24 protein-coding genes are annotated in these 26,955 nt (G+C 60.5%); 8 read left to right on the top strand and 16 right to left on the bottom strand.

Annotated elements, in window-relative coordinates:
- Nucleotides 1-51: 51 nt before the first annotated feature.
- Together AC07VO_RS04865 and orn are read right to left on the bottom strand one after the other, a co-directional pair.
- A complete protein-coding gene (locus AC07VO_RS04865) occupies nt 52-663 on the bottom strand; it encodes a trimeric intracellular cation channel family protein (protein ID WP_086944083.1) in 612 nt (203 codons plus the stop codon).
- 239 nt (nt 664-902) lie between these two features.
- On the bottom strand, nt 903-1,445 hold the full coding sequence (orn, locus tag AC07VO_RS04860) for an oligoribonuclease (RefSeq protein WP_018928509.1): 543 nt from the start codon (nt 1,443-1,445) through the stop codon (nt 903-905).
- Nucleotides 1,446-1,552: 107 nt separating this feature from the next.
- Between orn and rsgA the strand changes: the two genes are divergently transcribed.
- Nucleotides 1,553-2,584: a small ribosomal subunit biogenesis GTPase RsgA gene (rsgA, locus tag AC07VO_RS04855; protein WP_018928510.1), complete on the top strand. Its 1,032-nt coding sequence runs from the start codon at nt 1,553-1,555 to the stop codon at nt 2,582-2,584.
- A gap of 300 nt (nt 2,585-2,884) precedes the next feature.
- Nucleotides 2,885-3,370, top strand: a complete 486-nt coding sequence (locus tag AC07VO_RS04850) for a toll/interleukin-1 receptor domain-containing protein (protein WP_086944084.1) — start codon at nt 2,885-2,887, stop codon at nt 3,368-3,370.
- 41 nt (nt 3,371-3,411) lie between these two features.
- Here AC07VO_RS04850 and AC07VO_RS04845 read toward each other — a convergent pair whose 3' ends face one another.
- From AC07VO_RS04845 to motA, 3 genes are all read right to left on the bottom strand, one after another.
- Nucleotides 3,412-4,578, bottom strand: coding sequence for a sterol desaturase family protein (locus AC07VO_RS04845; RefSeq protein WP_064616010.1), 1,167 nt, complete (start codon nt 4,576-4,578; stop codon nt 3,412-3,414).
- Nucleotides 4,579-4,688: 110 nt separating this feature from the next.
- A complete protein-coding gene (motB, locus tag AC07VO_RS04840) occupies nt 4,689-5,735 on the bottom strand; it encodes a flagellar motor protein MotB (RefSeq protein WP_018928514.1) in 1,047 nt (348 codons plus the stop codon).
- A gap of 3 nt (nt 5,736-5,738) precedes the next feature.
- Entirely contained in the window at nt 5,739-6,590 is an 852-nt protein-coding gene (gene motA / locus AC07VO_RS04835; RefSeq protein WP_018928515.1) for a flagellar motor stator protein MotA, read from the bottom strand.
- Between the two features lie 166 nt (nt 6,591-6,756).
- Here motA and AC07VO_RS04830 point away from each other — a divergent pair, with 166 nt between their 5' ends.
- From AC07VO_RS04830 to AC07VO_RS04815, 4 genes are all read left to right on the top strand, one after another.
- A complete protein-coding gene (locus tag AC07VO_RS04830; RefSeq protein ID WP_086944085.1) occupies nt 6,757-8,289 on the top strand; it encodes an HDOD domain-containing protein in 1,533 nt (510 codons plus the stop codon).
- Nucleotides 8,290-8,385: 96 nt separating this feature from the next.
- The gene (gene rhdA / locus AC07VO_RS04825) at nt 8,386-9,201 is read left to right on the top strand and encodes a thiosulfate sulfurtransferase (RefSeq protein WP_007939613.1); all 816 of its coding nucleotides are present in this window, start codon (nt 8,386-8,388) and stop codon (nt 9,199-9,201) included.
- Between the two features lie 18 nt (nt 9,202-9,219).
- Nucleotides 9,220-10,080, top strand: a complete 861-nt coding sequence (asd, locus tag AC07VO_RS04820; RefSeq protein ID WP_495007485.1) for an archaetidylserine decarboxylase — start codon at nt 9,220-9,222, stop codon at nt 10,078-10,080.
- Between the two features lie 135 nt (nt 10,081-10,215).
- Nucleotides 10,216-12,003 (top strand): cyclic-di-GMP receptor FimW-related protein, encoded by a 1,788-nt coding sequence (locus AC07VO_RS04815; protein WP_086944087.1) that lies wholly within the window; start codon nt 10,216-10,218, stop codon nt 12,001-12,003.
- A 73-nt stretch (nt 12,004-12,076) separates the two neighbouring features.
- On the opposite strand, the gene serB is transcribed toward AC07VO_RS04815, so the two are convergent.
- On the bottom strand, nt 12,077-13,291 hold the full coding sequence (gene serB, locus AC07VO_RS04810) for a phosphoserine phosphatase SerB (RefSeq protein WP_495007484.1): 1,215 nt from the start codon (nt 13,289-13,291) through the stop codon (nt 12,077-12,079).
- A 134-nt stretch (nt 13,292-13,425) separates the two neighbouring features.
- On the opposite strand from serB, the gene AC07VO_RS04805 reads away from it, so the two are divergent.
- Nucleotides 13,426-14,955 carry an AhpA/YtjB family protein gene (locus AC07VO_RS04805; protein WP_064616005.1) on the top strand — a complete coding sequence of 510 codons (1,530 nt, stop codon included), beginning with the start codon at nt 13,426-13,428 and terminating at the stop codon, nt 14,953-14,955.
- 286 nt (nt 14,956-15,241) lie between these two features.
- On the opposite strand, the gene AC07VO_RS04800 is transcribed toward AC07VO_RS04805, so the two are convergent.
- The 9 genes from AC07VO_RS04800 to AC07VO_RS04760 form a co-directional block, all read right to left on the bottom strand.
- Complete coding sequence (locus tag AC07VO_RS04800) at nt 15,242-15,955, bottom strand: PqiC family protein (protein WP_018928520.1); 714 nt, start codon at nt 15,953-15,955, stop codon at nt 15,242-15,244.
- Nucleotides 15,956-16,131: 176 nt separating this feature from the next.
- Entirely contained in the window at nt 16,132-18,396 is a 2,265-nt protein-coding gene (gene parC, locus AC07VO_RS04795; RefSeq protein WP_018928521.1) for a DNA topoisomerase IV subunit A, read from the bottom strand.
- Nucleotides 18,397-18,406: 10 nt separating this feature from the next.
- On the bottom strand, nt 18,407-18,928 hold the full coding sequence (locus AC07VO_RS04790) for a retropepsin-like aspartic protease family protein (RefSeq protein ID WP_018928522.1): 522 nt from the start codon (nt 18,926-18,928) through the stop codon (nt 18,407-18,409).
- The gene (locus tag AC07VO_RS04785) at nt 18,925-19,914 is read right to left on the bottom strand and encodes an esterase-like activity of phytase family protein (protein WP_086944088.1); all 990 of its coding nucleotides are present in this window, start codon (nt 19,912-19,914) and stop codon (nt 18,925-18,927) included. The genes AC07VO_RS04790 and AC07VO_RS04785 overlap by 4 nt, the downstream gene beginning before the upstream one ends.
- Nucleotides 19,914-21,821, bottom strand: coding sequence for a DNA topoisomerase IV subunit B (parE, locus tag AC07VO_RS04780; RefSeq protein WP_018928524.1), 1,908 nt, complete (start codon nt 21,819-21,821; stop codon nt 19,914-19,916). Before parE ends, AC07VO_RS04785 begins: the two co-directional genes overlap by 1 nt.
- A 42-nt stretch (nt 21,822-21,863) precedes the next feature.
- Complete coding sequence (locus AC07VO_RS04775) at nt 21,864-22,472, bottom strand: YqiA/YcfP family alpha/beta fold hydrolase (RefSeq protein ID WP_018928525.1); 609 nt, start codon at nt 22,470-22,472, stop codon at nt 21,864-21,866.
- A gap of 151 nt (nt 22,473-22,623) precedes the next feature.
- On the bottom strand, nt 22,624-23,439 hold the full coding sequence (cpdA, locus tag AC07VO_RS04770; protein ID WP_026286607.1) for a 3',5'-cyclic-AMP phosphodiesterase: 816 nt from the start codon (nt 23,437-23,439) through the stop codon (nt 22,624-22,626).
- A 111-nt stretch (nt 23,440-23,550) separates the two neighbouring features.
- Entirely contained in the window at nt 23,551-24,003 is a 453-nt protein-coding gene (locus AC07VO_RS04765) for a DUF1249 domain-containing protein (RefSeq protein ID WP_007939629.1), read from the bottom strand.
- Nucleotides 23,994-24,611: an NUDIX domain-containing protein gene (locus tag AC07VO_RS04760; protein WP_018928528.1), complete on the bottom strand. Its 618-nt coding sequence runs from the start codon at nt 24,609-24,611 to the stop codon at nt 23,994-23,996. The genes AC07VO_RS04765 and AC07VO_RS04760 overlap by 10 nt, the downstream gene beginning before the upstream one ends.
- Before the next feature lie 229 nt (nt 24,612-24,840).
- Between AC07VO_RS04760 and AC07VO_RS04755 the strand changes: the two genes are divergently transcribed.
- Nucleotides 24,841-25,587, top strand: coding sequence for an RsiV family protein (locus tag AC07VO_RS04755; RefSeq protein ID WP_086944089.1), 747 nt, complete (start codon nt 24,841-24,843; stop codon nt 25,585-25,587).
- Here the strand turns inward: AC07VO_RS04755 and cytX are convergent.
- The gene (cytX, locus tag AC07VO_RS04750; RefSeq protein ID WP_064616000.1) at nt 25,556-26,848 is read right to left on the bottom strand and encodes a putative hydroxymethylpyrimidine transporter CytX; all 1,293 of its coding nucleotides are present in this window, start codon (nt 26,846-26,848) and stop codon (nt 25,556-25,558) included. The genes AC07VO_RS04755 and cytX overlap by 32 nt on opposite strands.
- Nucleotides 26,849-26,955: the final 107 nt, after the last annotated feature.

Raw genomic sequence — 26,955 nt, 5'->3', positions numbered from 1 at the left:
CTTCGGCCTCGAACGCAGCCTTCGGCAGCTGCTACAGGGACTGCGTGTAAATCAGGCTTCGTCGTTATAAACGAACTTGGGCATTTCCCAGTGGAAACGGATCGCCAGCAAGCGCAGCAGGAAGCCGCCGAATAGCGTGATCAGGATCGCCTGTTCACCCGGCAATTGCAGATAGATACAGAATAAATAGCACCACGCCGCAGCAAACGAGACGCTGGCGTAGAGTTCGCGGCGGAAAATCAGCGGGATGTCGTTGCAGAAGATGTCCCGCAGAATGCCACCGAATACCCCGGTGATCACGCCGCTGACCGAGGCCACCAGCATGCCGTGGCCCATTTCCAGGGCGGTCATGCAGCCGATCAGGGTGAACGCCACCAGGCCCGCGGCGTCGAGCACCAGAAACAGCGAGCGCAGATGGCGCATCCAGCGCGCAGCGAAGACGGTGAACATCGCAGCGATCGACGTCAGCACCAGGTATTCCGGGTGTTTGACCCAGGTCAGCGGGTAATGGCCAAGCAACACGTCGCGCACCGAACCGCCGCCCAACGCCGTGACGCATGCAATCAATACCACGCCAAACCAGTCCATGCCGCGACGGCCCGCAGAAAGGGCGCCAGTCATGGCTTCGGCAGTAATGGCGATCAGGTAGAGCATCAGCAACATGGTGGCGGTCCTTACGAGAAGGCGCGCAGTCTACTCAGATCGTCAGGGCACCAAAAGGGGGCAAGGGTACCTGTGTCGAGGGAGCTTGCCCCGCTGCGCCGCAGAGCGGCCCTATTTGCTGAGAGAGCAACTCTTCAAATAGACCACGCCGGCTGACTATACGACTGCTACGCAGCCGAGCGGGACGGTGCGGCGTTCCGACAAGCCCCCTCGCCACAAAAACCCTCGTTGCCACCCAATCAGAACTTGATGAAATTCTTGCGGTAGTGCTGCAGCTCGGCGATCGATTCGCGGATGTCGTCCAGGGCCAGGTGGGTGCTGCCCTTTTTGAAGCTGTCGCGCACGTCCGGTGCCCAACGCGCGGCCAACTCCTTGAGGGTCGACACGTCGAGGTTGCGGTAGTGGAAATAGCTTTCCAACGACTTCATGTGGGTATAAAGGAAGCGACGGTCCTGGCAGATGCTGTTGCCACAGATCGGCGACTTGCCCTTCGGCACCCATTTCTCCAGGAAGGCGATGGTCTGGGCTTCCGCTTCGGCCATGCTGATGCGGCTGTCGCGAACCCGTTGGGTCAGTCCGGAGCCGCCGTGTTGACGGGTATTCCACTCGTCCATACCGGCGAGGATCTCGTCGCTGTGATGAATGGCGATCACCGGACCTTCAGCCAAGGTGTTCAAATTACTGTCGGTGACGATGGTGGCCATCTCAATGATGACGTCGGTATCAGGGTTCAGCCCGGTCATTTCCAGGTCGATCCAGATCAGGTTCTGCGGGTTCTGCATATGTCGGCTCCTCGGCGTAGGTTCGCAGTTTAGCCTAGGGAGGCGGCCGGGCGTGCTAAACTCGCGACCGTTTTACCTAATCGCTGCATTCTCGATACGGAACACCCATGGCCAAACGCCAACTCAATCGTCGTCAAAACTGGCGCATCGAAAAGATTCAGGGCGAGCGCGCTGCCCGCGCCGCCAAACGCGAGTCCTCGGCTGTCGAGGCACTTGAGGGTGGCGACCTGGGTCCGGAACAGACGGGCCTGGTGATCGCGCACTTCGGTGTACAGGTTGAAGTCGAAGCCCTCGATGGTGAGCTGGCCGGCCAGGTATTCCGCTGCCACTTGCGCGCCAACCTGCCGGCGCTGGTGACCGGCGATCAGGTCGTATGGCGTGCCGGCAACCAGGGCATCGGCGTGATCGTGGCGCAACTGCCGCGCAAAACCGAGCTCTGCCGCCCGGACAGTCGTGGACAGCTCAAGCCGGTGGCGGCCAACGTCGACATGATCGTCATCGTCTTCGCACCGCTGCCAGAGCCTCATGCCAACCTGATCGACCGCTACCTGGTTGCCGCGGAACACGCGGGTATCCGCCCGTTGTTGCTGCTGAACAAATTCGACCTGATCGACGAGCAGAACGCCCCGGCGCTGAATGCCTTGCTGGCGGTTTACCGCACGCTGGGCTACCCGGTGCTGGAAGTGTCGGCGCACCACGGCAACGGCATGGAACAACTTCAAAAACTGTTGGACGGGCACATCAGTGTGTTCGTCGGCCAGTCCGGTGTCGGCAAATCATCTTTGGTCAACAGCCTGTTGCCGGAAGTCGAAACCCGCGTCGGCCCGCTGTCCGAGCTGTCGGGCCAGGGCACCCACACCACCACCACCGCGCGGTTGTTCCACTTCCCCGGTGGCGGTGAGCTGATCGACTCTCCGGGTATCCGCGAGTTCGGCCTGGGTCACGTCAGCCGTGCCGACGTCGAAGCCGGCTTCATCGAGTTCAACGACCTGCTCGGCACCTGCCGCTTCCGCGACTGCAAACACGACCGCGAACCGGGCTGCGCCCTGCTCAAGGCCCTGGAAGATGGCCGCGTGCAGCAGCAACGGATGAACAGCTACCGGTCGATCATCGCCAGCTTGCCTGAAAACAGCTATTAAACAGACGCGCCAGCCGCCCCGACATCAATGGGACGGCTGGCTGCTCGCAGCAGCCTACAAAAACCACCCATCGACTTAAACATCAGATATTTCTGTAGGGCATCCGCACGCCTGTTTGAAGGGTACTTCTCTTTAACCGTAAAGGCCTTGTTCCAGCCCTTCAACTGCATACATTCAAGCCCTCTTCGCATATTAGCGATACTGAGGGACAGCCATGCCAACCTATCACTTGTTCATCGTTCACTCGTGGAACCGTTCAGGCGCCCATTACCGCGAACTCGCCCTCAAGGGACACTTCTGATGCCTGTATTCATCAGCTATCGTCACGCGGATCGCCCCTACGCGATCGCCATCAGCAGCCGTCTGATACAGGCCAACATCAAGACCTACTTCGACGTGCTGGATCCGGAATCCCAGACCACTGACGACATCACCGGGGTCATCACCCGCTACATCAGCGCGAGCACGCATCTGATAGCCGTTGTCTCGGGCAAGACCGTGCCGCCATGGTGGGTACCGTTCGAAATCGGCGAAGCGACAATCAGCAACCGGCGGATTTGCTCATTCCAGACCGAACCGGCGGAACTGCCGCTGTACTTCGATAAATGGCCGAAGCTCAGCACTGACAAGGACCTGGATTTTTTCATTGAGGCCTACCGTGAAGAAGTGGCGACCAAGCGTTCAATGACACTGGATTCAATCAGCGAATCCCTTTGCGGCAGCTACAGACGCAATGCGGAACTGTTCCACGACCAGCTCAAGAGTCGCATCCGACGGGGTTTCTGAGAGGTGCAAAAAAGCCGCGTTCATCGCGGCTTTTTTTGGCCTCAGGAAACCGCTGCCGGCGGTTTCGGCTCGACGCTCTTCAGGCCAGGCTTCTGGAACGGGTACAAGTGCTGGCGCAGGATACCGCCCGGCAAGTCCTTGCCAAAAACCCCGTAGCGCGTCGGCCACTCCTTGGGTGGCAACTTGAAGGTGCCAAACAGCATATCCACCAGCGGCGTATGGATCGCATAGTTCTTGTAGATGTAATCCTTGTGCCGGGCATGATGCCAATGGTGATAGCGCGGCAGGACCAGCACATAATTCAGCCAGCCGCCGTTGATCCGTACATTGGCGTGGGCCAGCACTGCCTGCACCCCGACCAGAATCACGTAGGCGTTCAACGCCTGGGGCGCAAAACCCAGCAGCATCAAAGGCACCAGCACGCCGGTACGGGTGAGCAGAATCTCGATGAAGTGGACACGCGAACCGGCGAGCCAATCCATGTGCGTGCTTGAGTGATGTACGGCATGCATGCGCCATAACCATGGCACGACGTGATACAGCCGATGCAGCCAGTACTGACCGAGGTCAGCCACCAGTACCGCCAGCAAGAACTGCACAACGATCGGCAGGCTTTGTACGCTGGCCTGCAAATCCGCCGACACGGCCCAGCCAGCCATAAAGCTCGACGAGGCAGTGATGAAAATCAGGATGAACTGCACCAGCATATGACTGACAAAAAAGTAGGTCAGGTCAGTTCGCCAGTGCGGACGCAGAATGTTTTGCTCAGGGTCCTTGGAATAGAGTTTTTCCAGGGGGATAAAGACGATGGCCGACACCAGCAGAGCCAGGACGAACCAGTCCAGCCCCAGCGAGTACGGTGTCTGCCCAATCGAGCTGATCTGCACATTGGTGCCGCCGAGAAACACCGCCAGCCCCGAGGCGACAAGTCCGGTAATCCCCAAGCGCTTTCGCTTGTTGAGCAGGATATTCAGGGTGCCCAGGCTGAAAGACAGTACCAGCCCAAGCAATAGCGTGGTGCGCGCAAACTGTTCGTCGTACACCTTGCGCAGTTCGGCGGTGGTCAGCCATTCGGGAAAGAGAAAGCACAATACCGCCAGCAGGCTCAATAGCCCGAGCGTGGCTGAGATGTAGCCACTGACCCGCCCTTCACCAAACTTGAAGGGTGCATTGCCATGCTGCTGAAAATAGGACTTGAGTCTTTCCATTACTGATCTTCCATGATTCCGAAAACAAACTTGCAGTGAGTCGAGTCAGTGCGACGCTGCAGTGACGCAGCCAGAAACAGAAAAGCCACTCATGGTGGCTTTTCTGCAGGTTATTGCTTGGGCGGTACAGCGGGTTTGGGCGGTTCGCCCGGCTTCGGCGCCGGATTATCAAACAGATTCAAACGCTCACGAAGTTCGTGTGCCGGCAGCGGTTCCTTATCCGCCGGCAATGCGTTCGGATCGGCTGGCGGCGCATGCACTTCGCCCGGGCCACCCTGCCCTTGCGTCGGCGCTGGCGCCGGTTCGGCACCTTGTTCACCTTCGATGGCGCGCTGGGCTTTCTTGGTCAGCACCACGATGTCGATCCGGCGGTTGACCGGATTGAACGGGTTCTCCCTGTCGAACAGCGCCGACGAGGCATAACCGACGACTCGCGCGACCTGGGCATCCGGATAACTGCCGGCGACCAATGCACGACGAGCCGCGTTGGCGCGATTGGCCGAGAGTTCCCAGTTACCGAAATCGCCGGTGCCCGAGTACGGCTTGGCATCGGTGTGGCCGCTGATGCTGATCTTGTTCGGCACCGCTTTGATGGTATCGGCCATGGCCAGCAGAATGTCTTCGAAGTACGGCTTCAGACGCGCACTGCCGGAGTCGAACATCGGGCGGTTTTCGGCGTCCATGATCTGGATGCGCAAACCATCCTGGGTGATCTCGAAGAGGATCTGGTCCTTGAATTTCTGCAATTGCGGGTTTTCATTGACCTTGTTCTGCAACTCTTGCAGCAACAACTCCAGGCGTTCCTTCTCGACCTGCTCGGCCATGCCTTCAACCTGCTCGGCGTCGATGGTCACCTTGTCTGGCTGCGGCTGAGATTTCACCTCCGGGTTGAGGGTGTTCTCCGGCGCCAGGGTCGGCGTGCCGCCCAGGTCGATGATGTACGGTGTACCGCTTTCGGAAAACCCGACCGGGTCCTTGAAGTAACCGGCGATGGCGATCTTCTGTTCAGGCGTCGCGGTGGACAGCAGCCACAACACCAGGAAGAACGCCATCATCGCCGTCGCGAAGTCCGCGAAGGCGATTTTCCAGGCGCCCCCGTGATGCCCTCCGGCGATGCGCTTGACGCGCTTGATGATTATCGGCTGGTTATTTTCCATGACTTAACGACCGCGAACCGCTTGTTCCAGCTCAGCGAAGCTAGGACGGTGCGCCGGGTACAGAACCTTGCGACCGAACTCCACCGCCAGCGACGGCGGCATCCCGGAAGCCGAAGCCACCAGCGAAGCCTTGATGGCTTCGTAGGTGTTCAGTTCTTCCTTGGCATCGTGAGCCAGGGAGTGGGCCAGCGGACCAAAGAAACCGTAGGCCGCGAGAATACCGAAGAAGGTACCGACCAGTGCCGCACCCACGTGCAGACCGATGGACTTCTGGTCGCCTTCGCCCAGGGATGCCATGGTCACCACGATCCCCAATACCGCCGCGACGATACCGAAACCGGGCATGGCGTCGGCGATGCCGTTCACCGCGTGGGACGGGTGCTCGAGGTCTTCCTTGAGGCTGTAGAGTTCCATGTCGAACAGGCCTTCCAGCTCATGGGGGGCCATGTTGCCGGAGGACATGATGCGCAGGTAATCGCAGATGAACGCGGTCATGCGTTCGTCTTTGAGCACCGCCGGGTACTTGGCGAAGATCGGGCTCGCGGCGGCATCTTCGATGTCGCCTTCGATCGCCATCATGCCTTCGCGACGGCTCTTGTTGAGGATCTCGTAAATCAGCCCCAGCACTTCCAGGTAGAAGGTGTGGTTGAAACGCGAGCTGAACATGCCCAAGGACTTCTTGAGCACGTGCATTGTCATGTGGCCGGGGTTGGCCTGCAGGAAGGCGCCAAGGGCCGCGCCACCGATAATCATCACCTCGAAAGGCTGGATGAGAGCGGCAATCTTGCCGTGGGAAAGCACGTATCCGCCGAGCACGCTCGCGAATACGACGATGATGCCGATAATTTTAGCCATAGGTAGGAGAGCACTTACTGAGTCGGGTTCAAGGTCATATTCGGAAGTTAAAAAATCTCTTCTTCTACTTATCGGCAAAACTGCGCCAGACTATAGCCAGTTAAGGCGAAAAGCTAATTTGACCCGTTCAGGGCATAGGTAAAGCAGACGATGATCGCGTCCAGACATGGCTAACGAAACGAACGTCCCAACGCCAAAACCAACCACGCTTGAAGGCTGGGTCAAGCTTCTCGATGGCGTGCGCCTGCCGGTTCCGCAAGCCAGCCACGACCGGGTCTGCAAAGCCATCCGCGATAACCGCAGTTCCCTGCGCGACATCGCCGAACTGATGCAGGAAAGCCCGGCCCTGGCCTTGAGCGTGATTCGCGAAGCCAACCGTCACACCCATGGCAGCATGACCGAGCCTGCTGAAAACCTTGAGGTGGCGATCAATCGCCTCGGTTTGAAACGCACCGAAGAACTGCTCGACCGCCTGCCCGCCGAACCCCAATTGCAAATCCCCGTCGCCCTGCGCCAGCTTCAACTGATCAGCCAGCACGCCACTCAACAGGCCAACGGCTTTTTCGCCAGTCGCCTGGCGCGACTGTGGCAGGACATCCACTGGGGCAGCCTGCTGTTTCTTTCGCCACTCTGGCCCATGGCGCTGACCCACCCGCAGTTGCTTGAAGAATGGGAGCTGCGGGTTATCCATAAAGGCGAGTCGGCACGCAAAGTCGAAAAGCAATTGTTCGGCGTGCGCCTGCTGGACATCTGTCTGGCACTGGTGGACGTCTGGCGCCTGCCGATCTGGGTACAGCAAGGTTATCGGCTGCTGCGCAGCGAACAACGTGAGCTGGTGAAAGTCCTGCGCATCGCGCGCGACAGCGACCACCCATTGCGCCAACAGAACCGCCTTGATGACGACCCGACGTTACGCCGCTGGCTCAATCAGCCTGCCAATACCGTGCTGCTGGCCAACGGTCTGGCGTTGGCGGCACAACAGGCCTGGGACAGCCCCCACTGCGAGCGCTGGCAGTACCTGACCAGTCTTTACCTGCAAATGCCGATGGATGAGGTGCAACAACAATTGCACCAGCAGGCCGCCAACAGCGCTCGTCAACACGCTATGCCGGACCTCTGGCACGCGGCCGAATCGCTGATCTGGCCACCGGGTGCGCACCGCGTGCATGCCGGTTTGTTGCCCGCACCGGCACCGACCACCGAAGACCTGGCGAAGTGGCGCAAGCAATGCGCCGAATTGCTGGTGGAGCCGAGCCGCTTTACCAATGCCATGCACTTGACCACATCGGCCCGGGACGCCCTGGTGGCGTGTGGCATGCGCCGGGTGATGATTCTGATGGCCGATCGCACGCACGCCAATTTGCGTGTGCACCAGACCGCCGGGCTGCCCAAGGAAGTGGCCGGCCTGAACCTGGTGGTCAGTCAGAGCACCGTGCTGCAACGCCTGCTCGCGCAACAGGCCCAGGTGCGCCTGACGCCGGCCAACAACGCACAATTCTCGGCCCTGCTGCCAGCCAGCCTGCGCTCACAGTTCAGCGGCGAACACCTGCTGCTGCGCTCACTGGTCAACAACGGCCGGGTGATCATGATCGTGGTAGCGGATCAGGGCGGCGGACCGTTCTCGGAAATCACCGTGCAAGCGTTCGGCAAAACCTCTCAATGCATCGAAAAGGCCCTGCACAGCTTTAGCCACCGCTAGGGCCTGTTATCAGTTATTTCCTGCCCCAAAATAACTGATAACAGGCCCTCATGACGCTGCGCTACAATCCTCCCCTTTGTGCTCTGGAGACCTCACATGTCTGACTTCTCTGGCTTGGCGCTGGTGATCGAACCGAGCGACCTGCTCCCGCGTCTCGACTCCCGCGAACTGATTCTGGTGGACCTGACCAGCAGCGCCCGCTATGCCGAAGGGCATATCCCCGGTGCACGCTTTGTCGATCCAAAACGCACTCAGCTGGGGCAGGCACCTGCGCCTGGCCTGTTGCCGACCCACGCCGCGCTTGAAGCATTGTTCGGCGAACTGGGGCACAACCCCGATGCAGTCTATGTCGTCTATGACGACGAAGGCGGCGGTTGGGCCGGGCGCTTTATCTGGCTGCTGGATGTCATCGGCCACAGCAAATATCACTATGTCGACGGCGGCCTGCCGGCCTGGCTGGCGGAAGGCTTGCCCATGTCGATCCAGATCCCGCCGGCAGTCGGCGGCCCGGTCGCCCTGACCCTGCACGACGAACCTGTCGCCACCCGCGAATACCTGCAAAGCCGCCTCGGCGCCGCTGACCTGGCGATCTGGGACGCACGCGGCCCGCTGGAATACTCCGGCGAGAAAGTGCTGGCGGCCAAGGGCGGGCACATTCCCGGCGCGGTCAATTTCGAGTGGACCGCTGGCATGGATCAGGCGCGCAACCTGCGCATCCGCACCGACATGCCGAAAATCCTGGAACAACTCGGCATTACCAAAGACAAAGAAGTCATTACCCACTGCCAGACACACCATCGTTCTGGCTTCACCTATCTGGTGGCCAAGGCGCTCGGTTATCCGCGGGTCAAAGGCTACGCCGGCTCCTGGGGCGAATGGGGCAACCACCCTGACACGCCCGTAGAGATTTAAGTTTTTCAAGGACAGTTAATGAATCAGCGTTTGTTTATCCTCAGCCAATACCTGCTGCCCCATCACTTGCTCTCGCGACTGGCCGGCTGCATTGCCGAATGCCGTGTGCGCTGGTTCAAGAACGCCTTTACCGCCTGGTTCGCCAAGCGTTATCAAGTGGACATGTCCCAGGCGCTGGTCGAAGACCTGACCGCTTACGAGCACTTCAATGCGTTCTTCACCCGCGCCTTGAAAGACGGCGCTCGCCCGCTGGATCAAACCCCGGGCGCGATCCTCAGCCCGGCTGACGGTGCCGTCAGCCAGCTCGGCCCGATCGAACACGGTCGCGTTTTCCAGGCCAAGGGCCACAGCTTCAGCGTGCTGGAACTGCTGGGTGGCGACGCAGCCAACGCAGCGCCCTTCATGGGCGGCGATTTCGCCACCATTTACCTGTCGCCGAAAGACTATCACCGTGTGCACATGCCGCTGGCCGGCACTCTGCGCGAAATGGTCTACATCCCCGGCCGCATCTTCTCGGTCAACCAGACCACCGCTGAAAACGTTCCGGAACTGTTCGCCCGCAACGAGCGTGTAGCGTGCATTTTCGACACTGAACGCGGCCCGATGGCCGTGGTACTGGTGGGCGCGATGATTGTGGCGTCGATCGAAACCGTTTGGGCTGGCTTGGTCACACCGCCAAAACGCGAGCTGAAAACCTTCCGCTACGACGAAGCGGCCCGTGCGCCGATTCACTTGGAAAAAGGTGCGGAACTGGGTCGTTTCAAGCTCGGTTCTACGGCGGTCGTGCTGTTCGGGCCGGATCAAGTGAAATGGACTGAAGGGCTGGGCGCCCTTTCGCCAGTGCAGATGGGCCAGGGCATCGGCCTGCCAACCTCCTGATCCCTCGATCCGATCCCACGAACGCCTTTCGTGGGATCGGGCATTTCCTCCCGCTGCGCCCCCTCCTCCAGCGTTCATAGCTGCTACAGTCAAAGTCATTCGTTGCCCATTTCACGGTCGGAGTTTGTCCACGGCATGAATGAGACCAATCCTGCCCTGCTGCTACGCGCACCGATCCCGACGCAGTCGCGCCTGTCTTTCTGCGAAGCCACGCCACGCGACCTCAAGCGCTGGATCGCCAACCTGCCCAAAGCCAACATCGGTGAAACCGCTCGCCAGTTGTATCAAGGCCTGAGCGAACTCAACCAGTTGCTCACACCCAGCGACAATCGCCTGCAATTGCTCGAATTGCTGCGGCCCGAGGTGTATTACGTCTGCAAGCACCTGGAGCGGCATTTCCTGCATCAGGCCATTGTGCTCGACGAGCGTTCGCGCAAAATCGCCAACCTTTGCCAGGCGCTGCAGAGCCACTTGGCGATCGGCTACAAGCAGATCGTCGTCCGCATCGCACCGCGCTTCAGTAAAGACCGTGCGCCGCTGCTGACCCAGTCATTGCAACGTGCCGTCCATTGCTTGAACGGTACTTTGATCCGCGCAACTGAGCTCTATTGCCCGGCGCCCGAAGGGCTGTGGCTGGAACTGCATCAGCTGTACCGGATCGGCTGCGAACATCAGCTGCAACGTCAGAGCGTGCGCGATGAACTGGCCAGCCAGACGCAAAGCCTGAGTATCGAGCAGACCTACGTTGTCGCCCTCCTGCTGGGTGCTTCACGCTGCAATCAACTGCGCCAGAACCAGATCGCCCGGCTCGCCGAGGTGCTGGAACCCTGGAGCCAATGGATCAAGCTGCAACCCTTTAAACCGGACAACGGGCTGTTTGCCATCGTCCCGGATCTCGACAGCGGCCCGCGTTATCGCGTCAAGTTCCCGGCCGAACACCAGGAGCGCTTGTTGGGGATCGACCCGCAGCCCCTGGTCGCCGCCATCGAAACCCATCTGCAACAATCGGCCGACAAGGCATCGCCGCTGCCGGTTCCGATGGGCCTCAATCTGGATACGCTGCAACACCTGCATGCCGCCTGGGGGCAGGCCTCCGAGCGCGGCTTCCAGCGCACCGTCGGCCACGGCACGTTGACCCTGTGCGTGGGCATGAGCGCCCTGCACTTTTATCTCGGTGGCAAACGCCCGTTCAACGACATCCTGAAAAAACCCGGCGCCCGTCCCGCGCAGTTCTCGGCAACCGAGCCGACAGGACGCGCCAAGGACCAATGGAAACAGGCCTTCGACGCCGCCCCCCATGGCACGGCAGACACGCTGCTGCCCTACGAAGAGATCGAATATCCACACCTTCAGAAACATGACAACCACGAGGCGTCCGGCCAACAGCATTTCCCGACCTACGCGCTACCGGTGATCAATCACAGCCCTGGCGGTTATTGCCTGGCCTGGCCCGGCGCAGTGCCTGCCGAACTGCAGGCTGGCGAAATGGTCGGTATCGAGGATACGGCCGGTCAAGGCTGGAGCGTTGCCGTGGTGCGCTGGATCCGCCAGGTACGGGGCGGTGGCACGCAGATGGGTATCGAGCAGGTTGCGCCTTACGCCGAGCCCTGCGGCCTGCAACTGATTCGCTCCGACGACGAACACAGCCAGTACTTGCGCGGGCTGTTACTGCCCGCCATCAGCGCCATCGACCTGCCGGCCACCCTGCTCACCCCGCGCCTGCCGTTCCAGGAAGGGAATAAGGTGCTGATCAACACCAATGGCCAGGAACGCCCGGCCGAGCTGGAGCGACGGATGACGAGCACCAACAGCTTCAATCAGTTTGCCTACCGCTCCCTGGAGGTAGCCAGAAACGAAAACGCCGCGGAAGGCGGCGTGATCGGGGTAGCGCAAGAGTTTGATTCGTTGTGGAAGTCGCTATAACGGCGGGGCCCAGAGACCGAGGCGCCCCCATCGCGAGCAAGATCGCGATGGGGGCGCCCGGACGGTCGAAAACTCAGAGCTGCCCGTCGCGATCCCGGAAGCCCAGCAGATACAGCACGCCATCCAGCCCAAGGGTGGAAATCGCCTGCTTCGCCGATTGCTTGACCAATGGTTTGGCGCGGAACGCTACGCCCAGCCCGGCAATTGCCAGCATCGGCAGGTCGTTGGCACCGTCACCGACGGCAATCGTCTGCTCCAGACGCAAACCTTCTTTATGCGCCAGCTCACGCAGCAAATCCGCCTTGCGTTGCGCATCGACAATCGGCTCGACCGCCACGCCGGTGACCTTGCCGTCGACCACTTCCAGTTCGTTGGCGAACACATAGTCGATGCCCAGCTTGGCCTGCAGTTGCTTGGCGAAGTAGGTGAAGCCGCCCGACAGAATCGCGGTCTTGTAGCCCAGGCGCTTGAGTTCGGCGAACAGGGTTTCGGCGCCCTCGGTCAGGCGCAGGGAAGCACCGATGGCGTCCAGCACGCTGACGTCCAGCCCTTGCAGCAAGGCCAGGCGCTCCTTGAAGCTGGCGCGGAAGTCCAGCTCGCCGGCCATCGCCCGCTCAGTAATCGCGGACACCTGGTTGCCAACGCCGGCGGCCTTGGCCAGTTCGTCGATGACCTCGGCTTCAATCAGCGTCGAGTCCATGTCGAACACCGCCAGACGACGGTTACGGCGGAACAGCGAATCTTCCTGGAAGGCGATGTCGACGTTCAGCTCTTGCGCAACGCTGAGGAATTCAGCCCGCAGCGCTTGCGGGTCAGCCGCTTCGCCACGCACGGAAAACTCGATGCAACCCTTGCCCTTGTCGGCCGGGGTGTCCAGCGGCATGCGCCCGGACAGACGGTCGATATGGTCGATGTTCAGACCGTATTTGGCGGTGATCGAACTCACACGCTGCAATTGCTCGGCGGTCACTTTGCGGGTCAACAGGGTGACGATGTGGCGTTTCTTGCCCTGGTTGCCGACCCACTGCTGGTAATCCTCTTCGGACACCGGCGTGAAACGCACTTGTTGCTCAAGCTCATAGCCTTTGAACAGGATGTCTTTGAGCACCGAGTTGCCTTGCTCGGTGTCAGGAATTTCAACCAGGATGCCGAACGACAGGGTGTCGTGGATCACCGCCTGACCGATGTCGAGAATGTTCACACCACCCTGGGCCAGAACGCCGGTTATGGCCGCAGTCAGACCCGGACGGTCGACTCCCGTGATGTTTATCAGGACGATTTCGCGCAAGGCGCACCCCCGCAGGTGGAAAAAAACCGCATTCTACCCATTTTCAGTGACCATCGGGCACCGCGAGCGCTTTGACGGCCTAGGGCCTGTCGCTATACTGCGCGTCAACTTCACGGACAAAGAGCCGAGCTCAAGTGAACCGGCCCACGCCAGTAAAAACCGATAACTTCTTTCTGCTGATCTTCCGGGCACTGCGTCATCGCCGTGTACCGATCGCATTACGCATTGCCAGCCATAACGTGATCCTGGTCGCTCTGGCCCTGGTGATCTATGCCTGCGTGATGGGTTTGCAGTTCAAGCAGGCCATGCACGAGCAGGCGGATGCCCTGGGCGAAAGCCTGACTACCCAGACGGCTACGTCGGCCACGGAGCTGTTGGTGTCCAACGACATCCTCAGCCTGAATGTGCTGCTCAACAACCTGACCAAGAACAAGCTGGTGGCCCACGCTGCCATCTACAGCGTGGATAACCGCATCCTCGCCGAAGCCGGTCAGCGTCCCAAGCACGGCCTGCTGGGCGAAGCCGAAGGCATGTACCAGAGCAAGATCACCTTCCAGGACGTGACCGCCGGGCAACTGCGCATCAGCCTGGACATGGATCAGTTCCAGCAGCCGATGACCATCAGCCTGCAAAGCATGGGCATTCTGAGCGCGATTCTGCTGGCGCTGTCCCTGGCCTTGAGCCTGCGCCTGGGCCGCAATATCTCCACGCCGCTGCTGCAATTGCGCGTGTGGCTGCGCAATATCGACGAATACACCCCGGCCACCGAGCGTCAGGATGAAGTCGGCGATCTGGCTCGTCAGCTGCACGCCAATTTCGCGCCGGAGCCGGCCGAACCCGAGCCCGTTCCAGAGCCCGAGTTCAACGACAGCGATGACGACGAAGAGACCGATCCGGCCTTCGAAGTACGCAACCTGCGTGATCCTAGCTTCGATGAAAGCCGACCGGTGGCAGGTCTCAAGCCTGCTCCGCGGCGCATTGTCAGCACGGTCGAAGACGACGAGGATGACGAAGACCCGTTTGCCGATCTGCGTGACGACTCGACAGACAATGCGCCGAAATCCATCGCAAAGCCGCAGGTATCGAACGTACCTCAACACAGCGCGGTACTGGCGGTACAACTGGGCGCGCAGGATCAACTGCGTCGCCTGCCCCGCGCACGTCTGGAAGAGCTGCTCAAACGCTACCGCGATTGCCTCGATCAGGCGGCGTCGCTCTACCAGAGCGAACTGCACACCCTGAACGATGGCAGCACACTGATGCTGTTCCACACCGAAGACAGCGGCGATGACTACCTGACCAACGCCATCTGCTGCGGTGAGCTGCTGCGCGCCCTGGGCCATCAATTGCAGATCGAAGTCGCCGACAGCGGCATCACCCTGCAATTGCAGTTGGGCCTGACACTGGGCGACGAACTGTTCAGCTTGAGCCAGATCGACCTGCTGCTGACCGAAACCGCTCAGGATGCGCTGGCCCTGTCGCAACACAGCCGCAACCTGCTGCTGGTGGAGCGCAAGATCAGCGATGACGCGCTGATTCGCCAGCGTGCGCGGATCCGCCCGATTGCAAGCCCTGAGGGGGCGTGCTGCGTAGAACGCCTGATGGAGCCTTATCCATCGATGCTGGAGCGGCAACTGGCGCGGATGCACGAACGCCGGGCATAACCCGTAACCTTGTGCCCGCTATAGAGAAGCCCGCAGATGAGTGATCGTCTGCGGGCTTTTTGTTGTCCCTTAACTCTTGTAGCAGCTGCCGAGCCTGCGAGGCTGCGTTCGGCTGCACAGCAGTCGTAAAATCAGGCGATGGGCACGGTCAGGCAAAACGCACCAACAAGGTCTGCGAGGACTTCTTCCTCGAACGCAGCCTCGCAGGCTCCGCAGCTGCTACAACCAACCCGCAAAAACAACAAAGCCCGCACAAGGCGGGCTTTGTTCTGGACTCAATCCAGGCTCAGAACCTGAACACTTCCATATCCGTACGAATCGGCGAGGCCATCGGGATCTTTGGCTGTTTCTCGGGCTCTGCTGCCGGTGCTGCCGGTTTGGCAGCCGGTTTGCGCGGCGCTTCAGCGATCGGTGGCTGGTTGGCCAGTGGCTTGAGCGCTGTGGACAGTTGCTCGGCCAGACGCTGCAGCAACACACCCTGGGCCTGAACCTGGGACGCCGTGCCGCCGGAGTGCTGCTCCTGCAGATGAACGATACGGTTATCACGCACCTGACCACGACGATCGATCAGGCGCCATTGCGCGTCCAGGATCGCCGGTTGCGACACACCCGAGTCCAGACGGGTGATGGTCAGCAGAACCTGAACATCCGGCGTGAAGCCCACTGTCGCAGGTGCCAGGACAACGCGTTGGCTGTCCAGATGACCAGCGACCTGACGCAGCAACAGCTGATCGATGTCCGACGACAGGCTGCCCGCCCAACGACCGTCGGCCGATGCTTGAAGGCTGCCATCCGGCTGACGCTGCAACAAGGTTTCGCGTTGCAGGTAATCAGCAACCGTTACCGGGCCCAACAATACCGCCATGCCCGCGCTTTGCGCAGGCTGAGCCGGACTTCCGCTGTCCAGCTGATACAGCGACACCGGCTGGTGCACGCTGCAACCCGCCAGGCCAAGAACGCCAGCGAGCATCAAAATAAAAGGAAGGCGCAGAGCAGTCATCGTCCCATCCAGGTGGCTGCCACAAGGCTCACCACAGTGAAAATACTCAAAAAATATGAAGAACACTCGGCTACGCCGGCGCTTGAAAGGCCATATCATCCGTGAATATGCGTTCCGACTCCAGCGCCAAAGCGTCGATCTACGCGTCAAATCGTAGATCGAGCGCTCTAGGACGCTTAATTGAGGTTTTCGACGAACAGCGCATCCACCCTCTGGAAGCCCCGTGGCAGTTTGTTACCGCGACGCCCACGCTCACCTTTATAGTGTTCAAGGTCGTCCGCCTTCAGTGACAAGGTACGTTTGCCGGCCTGCAGCACCAAAGTGGCGCCCTCCGGCAAAACAGCGATGTCCGTGACATATTCTTCGCGACTGGCAACACGCTCACCGGGAATCCCGATGATCTTATTCCCTTTACCTTTACCTAATTGTGGCAGATCGCTGATTTTGAAGATCAGCAGGCGACCCTCGGTGGTCACCGAGGCCAGCCAGTTGTGTTCACGGTCGGCCACCGGACGCGGCAGGATGACCTTGGCGTTGTTCGGCAGGCTCAACAGGGCCTTGCCCGCCTTGTTCTTGGCTTGCAGGTCTTCGCCCTTGACCACGAAACCGTAACCGGCGTCGGATGCGATCACGTACAGCGCATCGTCTTCAGGCATCAGCACGCATTCGAAGCTCGCCCCTGGTGGCGGCGTCAGACGACCGGTCAGCGGTTCACCCTGGCCACGGGCCGACGGCAGTGTGTGGGTTGCAACCGAATAACTGCGGCCGGTGGAGTCGATAAACACCGCAAACTGGTTGGAACGCCCGGCCGCCGAGGTCTTGAAGCCATCCCCGGCCTTGTAGGACAGCCCGGTAGCATCGATGTCGTGACCTTTGGCGGAGCGAACCCAGCCTTTTTCCGACAACACGACCGTCACTTTCTCGTTCGGCAGCAGATCGTGCTCGGTCATCGCTTTGGCTTCGGCGCGCTCGACGATTGGCGAACGACGGTCGTCGCCATAGGTTTCGGCGTCTTTGATCAGCTCGCTGCGTACCAGTTTCTTCAGCTTGGCTTCGCTGCCCAGCAGGGCTTGCAGCTTGGCCTGCTCCTTGAGCAGTTCGTCCTGCTCGGCACGCAGCTTCATTTCTTCCAGTCGCGCCAACTGACGCAAACGGGTGTCGAGAATGTAATCGGCCTGGATCTCGCTCAGGGCGAAACGCTCGATCAGACTGGCCTTCGGATGCTCCTCGGTACGGATGATGTGGATCACTTCATCCAGGTTGAGGTAGGCAATCAGCAAGCCGTCCAACAGGTGCAGGCGACGCTCGACCTTGTCCAGACGGAATTGCAGGCGTCGACGCACGGTCCGCACGCGGAATTCCAGCCATTCCACCAGCAATGCACGCAGGTTCTTGAGCTGCGGCTTGCCGTCGAGGCCAATGATATTGATGTTGACCCGGTAGCTGGATTCCAGCTCGGTGGTCGCGAACAGGTGCTGCATCAGCGCTTCGTGATCGACCCGGCTGTTGACCGGAATAATCACGATGCGACAAGGGTTCTCGTGGTCCGACTCGTCGCGCAAGTCCGCGATCTGCGGGGCTTTCGACGGTTTGGCCTGCATCATCGCGGCAATCTGCTCGAGCACTTTGGCACCAGAGACCTGGTGCGGCAGCGCCGTCACGACGATGTCGCCGTCTTCGACGTGGTAAACAGCGCGCATGCGCACCGAACCGCGACCGGTTTCGTAGATTTTCAGCAGGTCGGCGCGCGGCGTGATGATTTCCGCTTCGGTCGGATAATCCGGCCCCTGAATGTGTTCGCAGAGCTGCTCGACCGTGGCTTTCGGTTCATCCAGCAAGCGCACGCAAGCGGTCGCGACTTCGCGCAGGTTATGCGGCGGGACGTCGGTGGCCATGCCCACGGCGATACCGGTGGTGCCGTTGAGCAGGATGTTCGGCAAACGGGCCGGCAACACCAGAGGTTCTTCCAGGGTGCCGTCGAAGTTCGGGCCCCAGTCCGCCGTGCCCTGGCCCAGTTCGCTGAGCAGCACTTCGGAATAACGCGACAGCCGCGCTTCGGTGTAACGCATGGCCGCGAAGGACTTGGGATCATCCGGCGCACCCCAGTTACCCTGGCCGTCGACCAGCGTGTAGCGGTAGCTGAACGGCTGGGCCATCAGCACCATGGCTTCGTAGCACGCCGAGTCGCCGTGGGGGTGGAATTTACCGAGCACGTCACCGACGGTACGCGCCGACTTCTTGTGCTTGGAATCGGCGTCCAGCCCCAACTCGCTCATCGCATAGACGATGCGTCGCTGTACCGGTTTCAGGCCGTCGCCGATATGCGGCAAGGCACGGTCCATGATCACGTACATGGAGTAGTTGAGGTAGGCATTTTCGGTGAAGTCAGCCAGTGACCGGCGTTCTACACCGTCCAGGCTGAGATCAAGGGAGTCGCTCATGCGGGCCTCATTATTTCGTGGTCTGGCGCAGCAGCATGGTGCCACCGCGCTGGGTAAATTCAAGTTTGTTCAGTGCGCTCATGCCGAGCAGCACTTGATTGCCGTGCAAACCGGGCGCCACCAGCGCGCGAACGTCACGCAGCACGATGGCGCCCAGTTGCAGCCGGTCGAGGCGGGTCCGATAACCCTCACTCAAGCCATTGGCCGTGCTCAGGGTCACCCCGAAGCCTTTTTCCAGTTTCAATCGTTCAGCCATTTCGGCCGGGATCGACACATCGGTTGCGCCGGTATCGAGCATGAACTCCACGGGCTGGCCGTTGATCTGGCCGGTGGCGACAAAATGCCCCTGGCTGTTACCGATCAGCTTCACCTCGATAAAACCCTGGCCCTGCTCAGAGCTGACGACGGTGTTGGGATTCTGTTGACGCTCCTCCCATTGACCGAAGAACCGCGTTGCCAGAAACAGCGCGGCGCCCCAGGCCAGCACCATCAACACCCGACCGGCGCGTTTGCCCGGCGGTTGCTGACTCATGGCTTGGCACTCCAGCCACCTTCAGGCGCGGCAAAGCGCCACACAATCGGCCGTACTTCACCGTCGGCGCGCGCACCGTAGTTGTTGTCGATACCGATCCAGGCACCGTCGACGTCCACGATCAACGCTTCCGCCAGCCCAAAGGGCTGTGAATAACGACGGTTTTCCTGCAAGGCCTCGGCAGCAAACGACCAGCAGCGCTCGACCTTGGTCGTCACCGCATCACGGCGACAGATCTGAAAGGCGTTGCGCTCAAGGGTAAACAGCTTGCCGTCGAACAATGACAGATCAGAAAAATCCCGAGGGCGCGCTCTGGCGCGGGGAAATTGCGCTGGCTGCATTTCCACCCCGCCTTCACTCAGCAGCACACAGCTACCGTCGCAGTCCCACACTGTTTGCTGGCGCTTGATCAGCAACAAACCGCGGCGCTCACGTTCGGCGGCCAGCCACAGCGTGTCACCGGCCGGATTGATCGCCAGGCCTTCGAACAACGCATTGAAGTGCAACAACATGCCGCTCGCCCGCGCTTCGCGCACCAGCATCGGCGAGATTTTCAGCCAGGACGCAGGCCCGGTTGGCGGTACTTGCAACACCGCGGCGTGGCCTTCGCTGACGATATAACGATTGCCCGCGCTGTCACAGGTGATGCCTTCGAAATCCAGATCCCCGCCCCGCACGAACGATGCCGCCCAAGTCCGCGCACGCAAGCCCCAAGGCAAACCGGTGTCGGGCACCAGGGGTACGTCAATGTGCACGGTTTCGGCTTGCCAGGTGGGGTTGCGGGTGTCGAGGCGATAGATTTGATCATCGTCGCGATCCGAAACGGTCCACAGCTCCTTGCCACACTGGGCCAGCCCCGACAGATTGCCGCCGCGCATGCCGTCGACGGCATGTTCGGACAACAGGCGCAGCTCTGGCGCGGGTTCCGCGCAAATCGTTACCGAAGTCAGCAGCAACGCGCACGCCAGGGCCCAGCCAAAGCGCATCAGCCCAGAACCTCGGCCAGGTTGCCTTTGGATTCCAGCCAGGTCTTGCGATCGCCCGCGCGTTTTTTCGCCAGCAGCATGTCCATCATTTCCGAGGTCTCGGCGAAATCTTCACCCAGCGTCAGTTGCACCAGACGCCGCGTGTTCGGGTCCATGGTGGTTTCGCGCAACTGTGGCGGGTTCATTTCACCCAGGCCCTTGAATCGGGTGACCTGCGGCTTGCCGCGTTTCTTCTCGGCCACCAGGCGATCGAGGATGCCGTCGCGCTCGGCCTCGTCGAGGGCGTAGTAGATCTCTTTGCCCAGGTCGATACGGTACAGCGGCGGCATCGCGACGTAGACGTGACCAGCCTCCACCAGTGGGCGGAAATGCTGGACGAACAAGGCGCAGAGCAAGGTGGCGATGTGCAGACCGTCGGAGTCGGCGTCGGCGAGGATGCAGATCTTGCCGTAACGCAACTGGCTCATGTCCGCCGCGCCCGGGTCGACACCAATCGCCACGGCGATGTTGTGCACTTCCTGGCTGGCCAGTACTTCGCTGCCGTCGACTTCCCAGGTGTTCAGGATCTTGCCGCGCAACGGCAGGATCGCCTGAAATTCTTTGTCCCGCGCTTGCTTGGCCGAACCGCCTGCGGAGTCACCTTCCACCAGGAACAGCTCGGAACGCATCGGGTCCTGCCCGGCGCAGTCGGCGAGCTTGCCCGGCAATGCCGGCCCTTGGGTAATGCGTTTGCGCTCGACCTTCTTGCTGGCCTTCAGACGACGGCCGGCGTTGTTGATCGCCAGCTCGGCCAGCAACATGCCGGTTTCCGGGTTGGCGTTGAGCCACAGGCTGAAAGCATCCTTGACCACGCCGGAAACGAAGGCGGCCGCTTCACGGGATGACAGGCGCTCCTTGGTCTGGCCGGAGAATTGCGGTTCCTGCATCTTCATCGACAGCACGAACGCGATACGCTCCCAGACGTCTTCCGGCGCCAGCTTCACACCACGCGGCAACAGGCTGCGGAACTCGCAGAACTCGCGCATGGCGTCGAGCAAGCCCTGACGCAGACCGTTGACGTGAGTACCGCCCTGGGCTGTCGGGATCAGGTTGACGTAGCTTTCCTGAACGCTGTCGCCGCCCTCGGGCAACCACAGCAACGCCCAATCGACGGCTTCCTTGTTACCGGCCAGGCTGCCACAGAACGGCTCGTCCGGCAGGCGTTCGAATTCGCTGACGGCGTCTACCAGGTAGGAGCGCAGGCCGTCTTCGTAATGCCATTCGACTTTCTCGCCGGTGGCCTTGTCTTCAAAACTGACCAGCAACCCCGGGCACAGAACGGCCTTGGCCTTGAGCACGTGCTTGAGGCGGCTGATGGAGAATTTCGGTGAATCGAAATACTTCGGGTCCGGTGCGAAGAACACGCTGGTGCCGGTATTGCGCTTGCCGACGGTGCCGACTACTTCCAGCTCGGTTTTCTTGTAACCGTCGGCGAAGGTCATCTGGTATTCGTTGCCGTCGCGTTTGACACGCACCCGGACTTCGGTCGACAAGGCATTGACCACGGAAATACCCACCCCGTGCAAACCGCCGGAGAACTGGTAGTTCTTGTTGGAAAACTTGCCGCCCGCATGGAGTTTGGTGAGGATCAGCTCGACGCCCGAAACACCTTCTTCCGGGTGAATGTCCACCGGCATGCCACGGCCGTCATCGCTGACTTCCAGGGAGTGATCGGCGTGCAGGATGACCTGCACCGACGTCGCATGCCCGGCCAAGGCTTCGTCGACGCTGTTGTCGATGACTTCCTGGGCGAGGTGGTTCGGCCGACTGGTGTCGGTGTACATGCCGGGGCGTTTGCGCACCGGGTCGAGGCCCGAGAGGACTTCGATGGCGTCTGCGTTATAAGAGCTAGCGCTGGGAGTGGCCATGGGGTCTCGTCGTCAGTGTTCAGTGAAAATAGGGGGCAATGATCACAGTGCTGTGAAATCGATCGCCTGATACAAATCTGCGCCGATGCCGGCAAAACTCAATATTGCCGGCAGTTGCGCGGCAAAACCCTGGAAACTATGGTCGCCGCCGGCCTGAATGCGCAAGGCACAGGCCCGGTAATATTGCTGGGCGAGGCGATAGTCCAGTGTTTCATCGCCAGTTTGCAACCATACCTGAAACCGCTGCGGATCCTGGGGCGCCGGCACTTCCAGCTCGGCCAGGGCCGTCACGTGGTCGTGGGTCATTTCCCAGGTCTCATCGGTATACAGGTTTTTCTGCGTCCCCAGAAACCCGTCGAACATCCGGTGCGGGCTGACGGCCGGGTTGATCAACAGGGCTTTCAAGCCATGGCGCTCGGCCAAGTGAGTCGCATAGTAGCCGCCGAGTGAGCTGCCGACCAGCAGTGGCCGCCCCAGCTCCACAATCGCCTGTTCCAGCTGAGCGATGGCCTCGCGGGGATGGTGATGCAGGGCCGGTACACGCAACTGATCGCTCAAGCCCAGCCGTTCCATCACATTCATCAACTGACAGGCCTTTTTCGACGCCGGCGCGCTGTTGAAACCATGGATATAAAGGATCGAACCAGACATTTGAGCTCCCTGTGCGTCGGGTAAAGAAGGCGGAGTTTACAGGGACTCGGGGGGAATCGGGGACATGCGTGGGATTCATGTCGCCTGAGCGAATGCCATCGCGGGAAAGCTCGCGATGGCCACCCCTCGGTCTTTGAAAATGACAAAGAAATCAGTAGCCGTTGGAGCCGTAATCAATCTGGAAATCGAACCCGGTGACGCGCTCAACGCCAGTTTCAAGCTGACCATCGGGCAACAGCCGCAACCACCGATACCCCGGCGCCTGCTCACTCACCTTGAAATCGTCGCTGCCCGGCTCGAACTGGATGCAGGTTGAGGGCGATGCGATCAGGCGAACACCGTTGCGCACTTGATCAATCTCCTGATGAACATGCCCCCAAAGCACCGCACGCACCTGCGCAAATCGATCCAGCACCGCGAACAACGCCTCTGGATTGCGCAATCCAATGGGCTCCATCCACGCACACCCGATCGACACCGGATGATGATGGAAACACACCAGATGATGCCGCTGCGGCGCCTCGCTCAACGAGCGCACGAGCAATTGCAACTGCTCATCCTGCAAATACCCCGGTACTGAACCCGGCACCGCCGAATCGAGCAACGTCACCCGCCAGTTGCCGATGTCCACCACCGACTCCAGCAATGCACTGTGCACCGCCGCCTCGGCCATGATCCGCGGCTCGTCGTGATTACCGGGGATCCAGCGCGCCGGGGCATCGATCTGCCGGGTCAGGTCGCGAAACAGCTGGTACGACTCCAGCGTCCCGTCCTGGGACAGATCGCCAGTGGCAATCATCAGATCGATCTGCGGTTGCTGCTTCAATACCAACTCAATCACCTGTTGCAGGCTGTCGCGGGTATTCATGCCCAGCAACGTCGCGTCCGCCTCGGCAAACAGATGACTGTCGGAGAGTTGCACCAGCAACGCCGGATCGGCGGTGGTCAAAGTGGATACGCTCGGCAAGGCGTTCTCCCAGGGCGTGATCACGGGATTGGAAAGTGCCGCAATTATGCTGGGGGACGATCAAAAGAGGAAACCTGTGAACCGGAAGCAGTTCACAACTACACAGCACTCTTAGCGCACAACGGCGTACTCGTGTCCGCAAGCCAGGCAATGACTCAGCCATTCCCCCAGGAACAGATTGAGTTGAGCCTTTTCGTCCGGCTGATGCATCGCGGCGTTCGGGTAAGGATAGATGCCGCGAAAGCGTCGTGCATGTTCGGCACTGATAACTTCAGCCATGCGCGCGTCGTGATACACCTGCACTTCCAGTTGCGGCACCGGCAACCAGGGCAGGCTGTGTTCCTGACGCACTTGCAGGGTGGTGGTGTATGGACAGGCTTGCAGCACTTCCAGGGCCAGCACGCCCAGCATCTGGTCACCCTGGGTCACGGCAATGCGCCGGGCCGCCGGATCGTTGCGCATGTCCGGCAACAGTCGCATCAGGCGCGCGTAGTTGGCCTCGCAGGAAGCTTGCAGCCCCACGAGATCAACCCGATAGCGATCGCGCAGCTTGTTTACGACCATAACCCCCTCACTTCCACGCGGTTCAAAGCCAACCACTGCAAGGCAATGATGCTCGCTGCGTTGGCAATACGTCCGTCACGCACGGCTTGCAGGGCATCTTCGAAAGCCCAGACCGTGACGCGAATATCTTCAGCCTCTTCCTCCAGCCCATGCAGGCCGCCAACCCCGGCACTGTCACAACGCCCCAGGTACAAGTGCACAAACTCGTTACTGCCACCCGGCGATGGAAAATATTTGGTCATCGGCCAGAGCGCCCCGAATACAAGTCCAGCTTCCTCCTGCGCTTCGCGGTGAGCAACTTCTTCCGGTATTTCATCCTTGTCGATCAGACCGGCGACCAGTTCGATCAGCCACGGATTGTCAGTCTTGCCCATGGCGCCGACGCGAAACTGCTCGATCAGCACCACTTCGTCGCGCAGTGGATCATAAGGCAGCACACACACCGCATCGTGGCGCAAGAACACTTCACGATTGATCTCGCGACTCATGCCGCCGTCGAACAATTCGTGGCGCAAGTGCACGCGGTCGAGCTTGTAGAAGCCCTCGTAGCACTTTTCGCGCCGAACGATATCAACGGCGGTCGGAATGGCGTTGGCAAAATCAGTCATGACAATCCTCGTTTACTGCAAATCCGTTACGAGGCTCCTTTTGGTTACTTGCAACCTCGACTTCGCGCCATCCTAACGCGCCCGCGATGTTTGATGCAGCCCCTTTACAGTCAGCGGGATAGACGGTGAGGGCGAAACCAACTCTAATTAGCTTAGTGGCGAACTGACTGCCTCGTTGAGAGTCGAAGCGGGTAACTTTTCGCCTTCCCCTGTTTCATTAAGGACGCCCATGTCGCTTTTCAAGATCGCCTCCGTGGCCGCCATCGCCCTGACCTTGGGTGCGTGCCAGAGTCTTTTCCAGCCCAATTACCGGGCGCCGCTGGAAACCACCCGCGACGCTTCCGAACAGCTGAAACCGGGTTGCGCCAACCCTGACTGCCCGCTGGTGAACATCGATACGCTGCACTTCCCGGCTGAGCTTGCGCTTGACGGCATCATCGAAAAACGTTTGCTGCAAATGACCCGCACCTCACCCGACGCCCCTGTAGCGCCGACGCTGGCAGCGTATCGCGAGCAATTTCTGAACAGCGCCGAGCCGCGCTACAGCAGCTACTTGCAAGCCAAGGTACGTGAGCAGCATGACGGCTTGGTGATCATTGAATTGTCCAGCTATCTGGACAGCGGCGGTGCCCATGGCACGCCGGGCCGCGGTTTCATCAACTACTCGCGTCAGCAGCATAAAGTGCTGACGCTGTCGGATATGGTGATCCCGGGGCAGGAAGAAGCGTTCTGGAAAGCGGCCCAAGTGGCGCACAACAGCTGGTTGATCAGCACCAAACTCGATCAGGAGCCAGAGTTCGTCAAGAGCTGGCCGTTCGTGAAAACCCAGAACGTAGCGTTGACGTACGGCGGGGTGATCCTCAAGTACGAGGTGAGCACCCTTGCGCCTTACGCATTGGGCCACGTCGAACTGAAGATCCCCTACCCACGCCTGAACGGCATTCTCAAGCCTGAGCTGTTTCCCGGCCGTAGCTGAAGGCTCGACCAAGCACCAGTTGCAGCAGCCCTGCCAGTACCAGCGACGGCAGGGTTGCGCCGATGTCCGGATAGAGATTGGCCAGCAAGTGATAGGTGCTCACCCCGCCCAGCCAAGCGAGCAACGCCGGCCAGCGCAAGGCAGCCGATGCCACACGGGCACTGCGTTTGCGCAGGATGAAGTGATCCACCAGCACCACGCCGAACAGCGGCGCAAACACCGAACCGATCAACAGCAGGAAATTCTGGTACTGGGCCAATGGCGCCAGGCATGCGATCAGCGTGCAGATCACGCCGATGGCCAAGGCCAGATGCTCGACTTTCAAGCGCAACAGAATCCCGCTGGACACCGCCGCCGAATGAATATCGGCAAAGGCATTTTCTGATTCATCCAACAGAATCAGCAGTAACGGAATCCCCAGGCCCGCACCGGCCAGCGCCAGCAGCAAGGCATTCACTTCACCACTCGGCGCGAACGCCAGGGTGTACGCCACGCCCAGGCTCATCAGCCAGAAGTTACCGATAAAGAAACCCAACGCCGTACCGCCGAAGACATTCTTCGCACGTTTGCCGAAGCGTGAGTAGTCGGCAATCAGCGGCAACCAGGACAGCGGCATCGCGATCGCAATGTCAAAGCCCACGGCGAACGGCATCGAACCATCACCGGCCTGCGCCCACAACGCCGCCAGGTCGGCCTTGGCGAACAGGTTCCAGGTCAGCCAGATGCACGCGGCCAGCAACAGCCAGATGCCCCACTTGCGCAGGATCTTGCGCACGAACGTCAGCGGACCGCTGACCGCCAGCAAGGTGGCCAGTGCACCGAAGAACAGCGTCCATAGCAGCGGGTTCGACCACAGGCTGCCTTCGCTGAATGCACGGGCGCCGAGCAGGCTGGCGGCGTCGCGCATCACGATGATTTCGAACGAACCCCAACCGATCAGTTGCAGCAGGTTCAGCACCGCCGGAAGGCTCGCGCCTTTTGCACCGAGGCTGAGTTTGAGCGCGGCCATCGATGACAGGCCGGTGTCACTGCCGATCACGCCGACAGCGGCCAGCAACAGCACGCCGACCAGCGTGCCGAGAAAAATCGCCAGCAATGAACCGGACAGGCCCAGACCCGGCGCGAGCAACGCGCCGGTCTGCAATACCATCAGGCCGATGCCGAGGGAGAACCACAGGGAAAACAGATCCCGACCGCCGAAGACGCGCTTGTCGGTCGGCACGGCGGTATCCGGGGAGTAAGTGCTGGGTTGAATGCTCAAAGGGTGTTATCTCAGAGGAACATGTGTTGTGGTGTTGACCACCCTTTGTGGCGAGGGAGCTTGCTCCCGCTGGTCTGCGAAGCAGACCCAAAACAAGTCACCGCGGT

The sequence above is a fragment of the Pseudomonas sp. GW821-FHT03E01 genome (assembly GCF_059420765.1).
The sequence above is the reverse complement of the archived record's forward strand: the minus strand, read 5'-3'. Positions and strand labels throughout refer to the sequence as shown.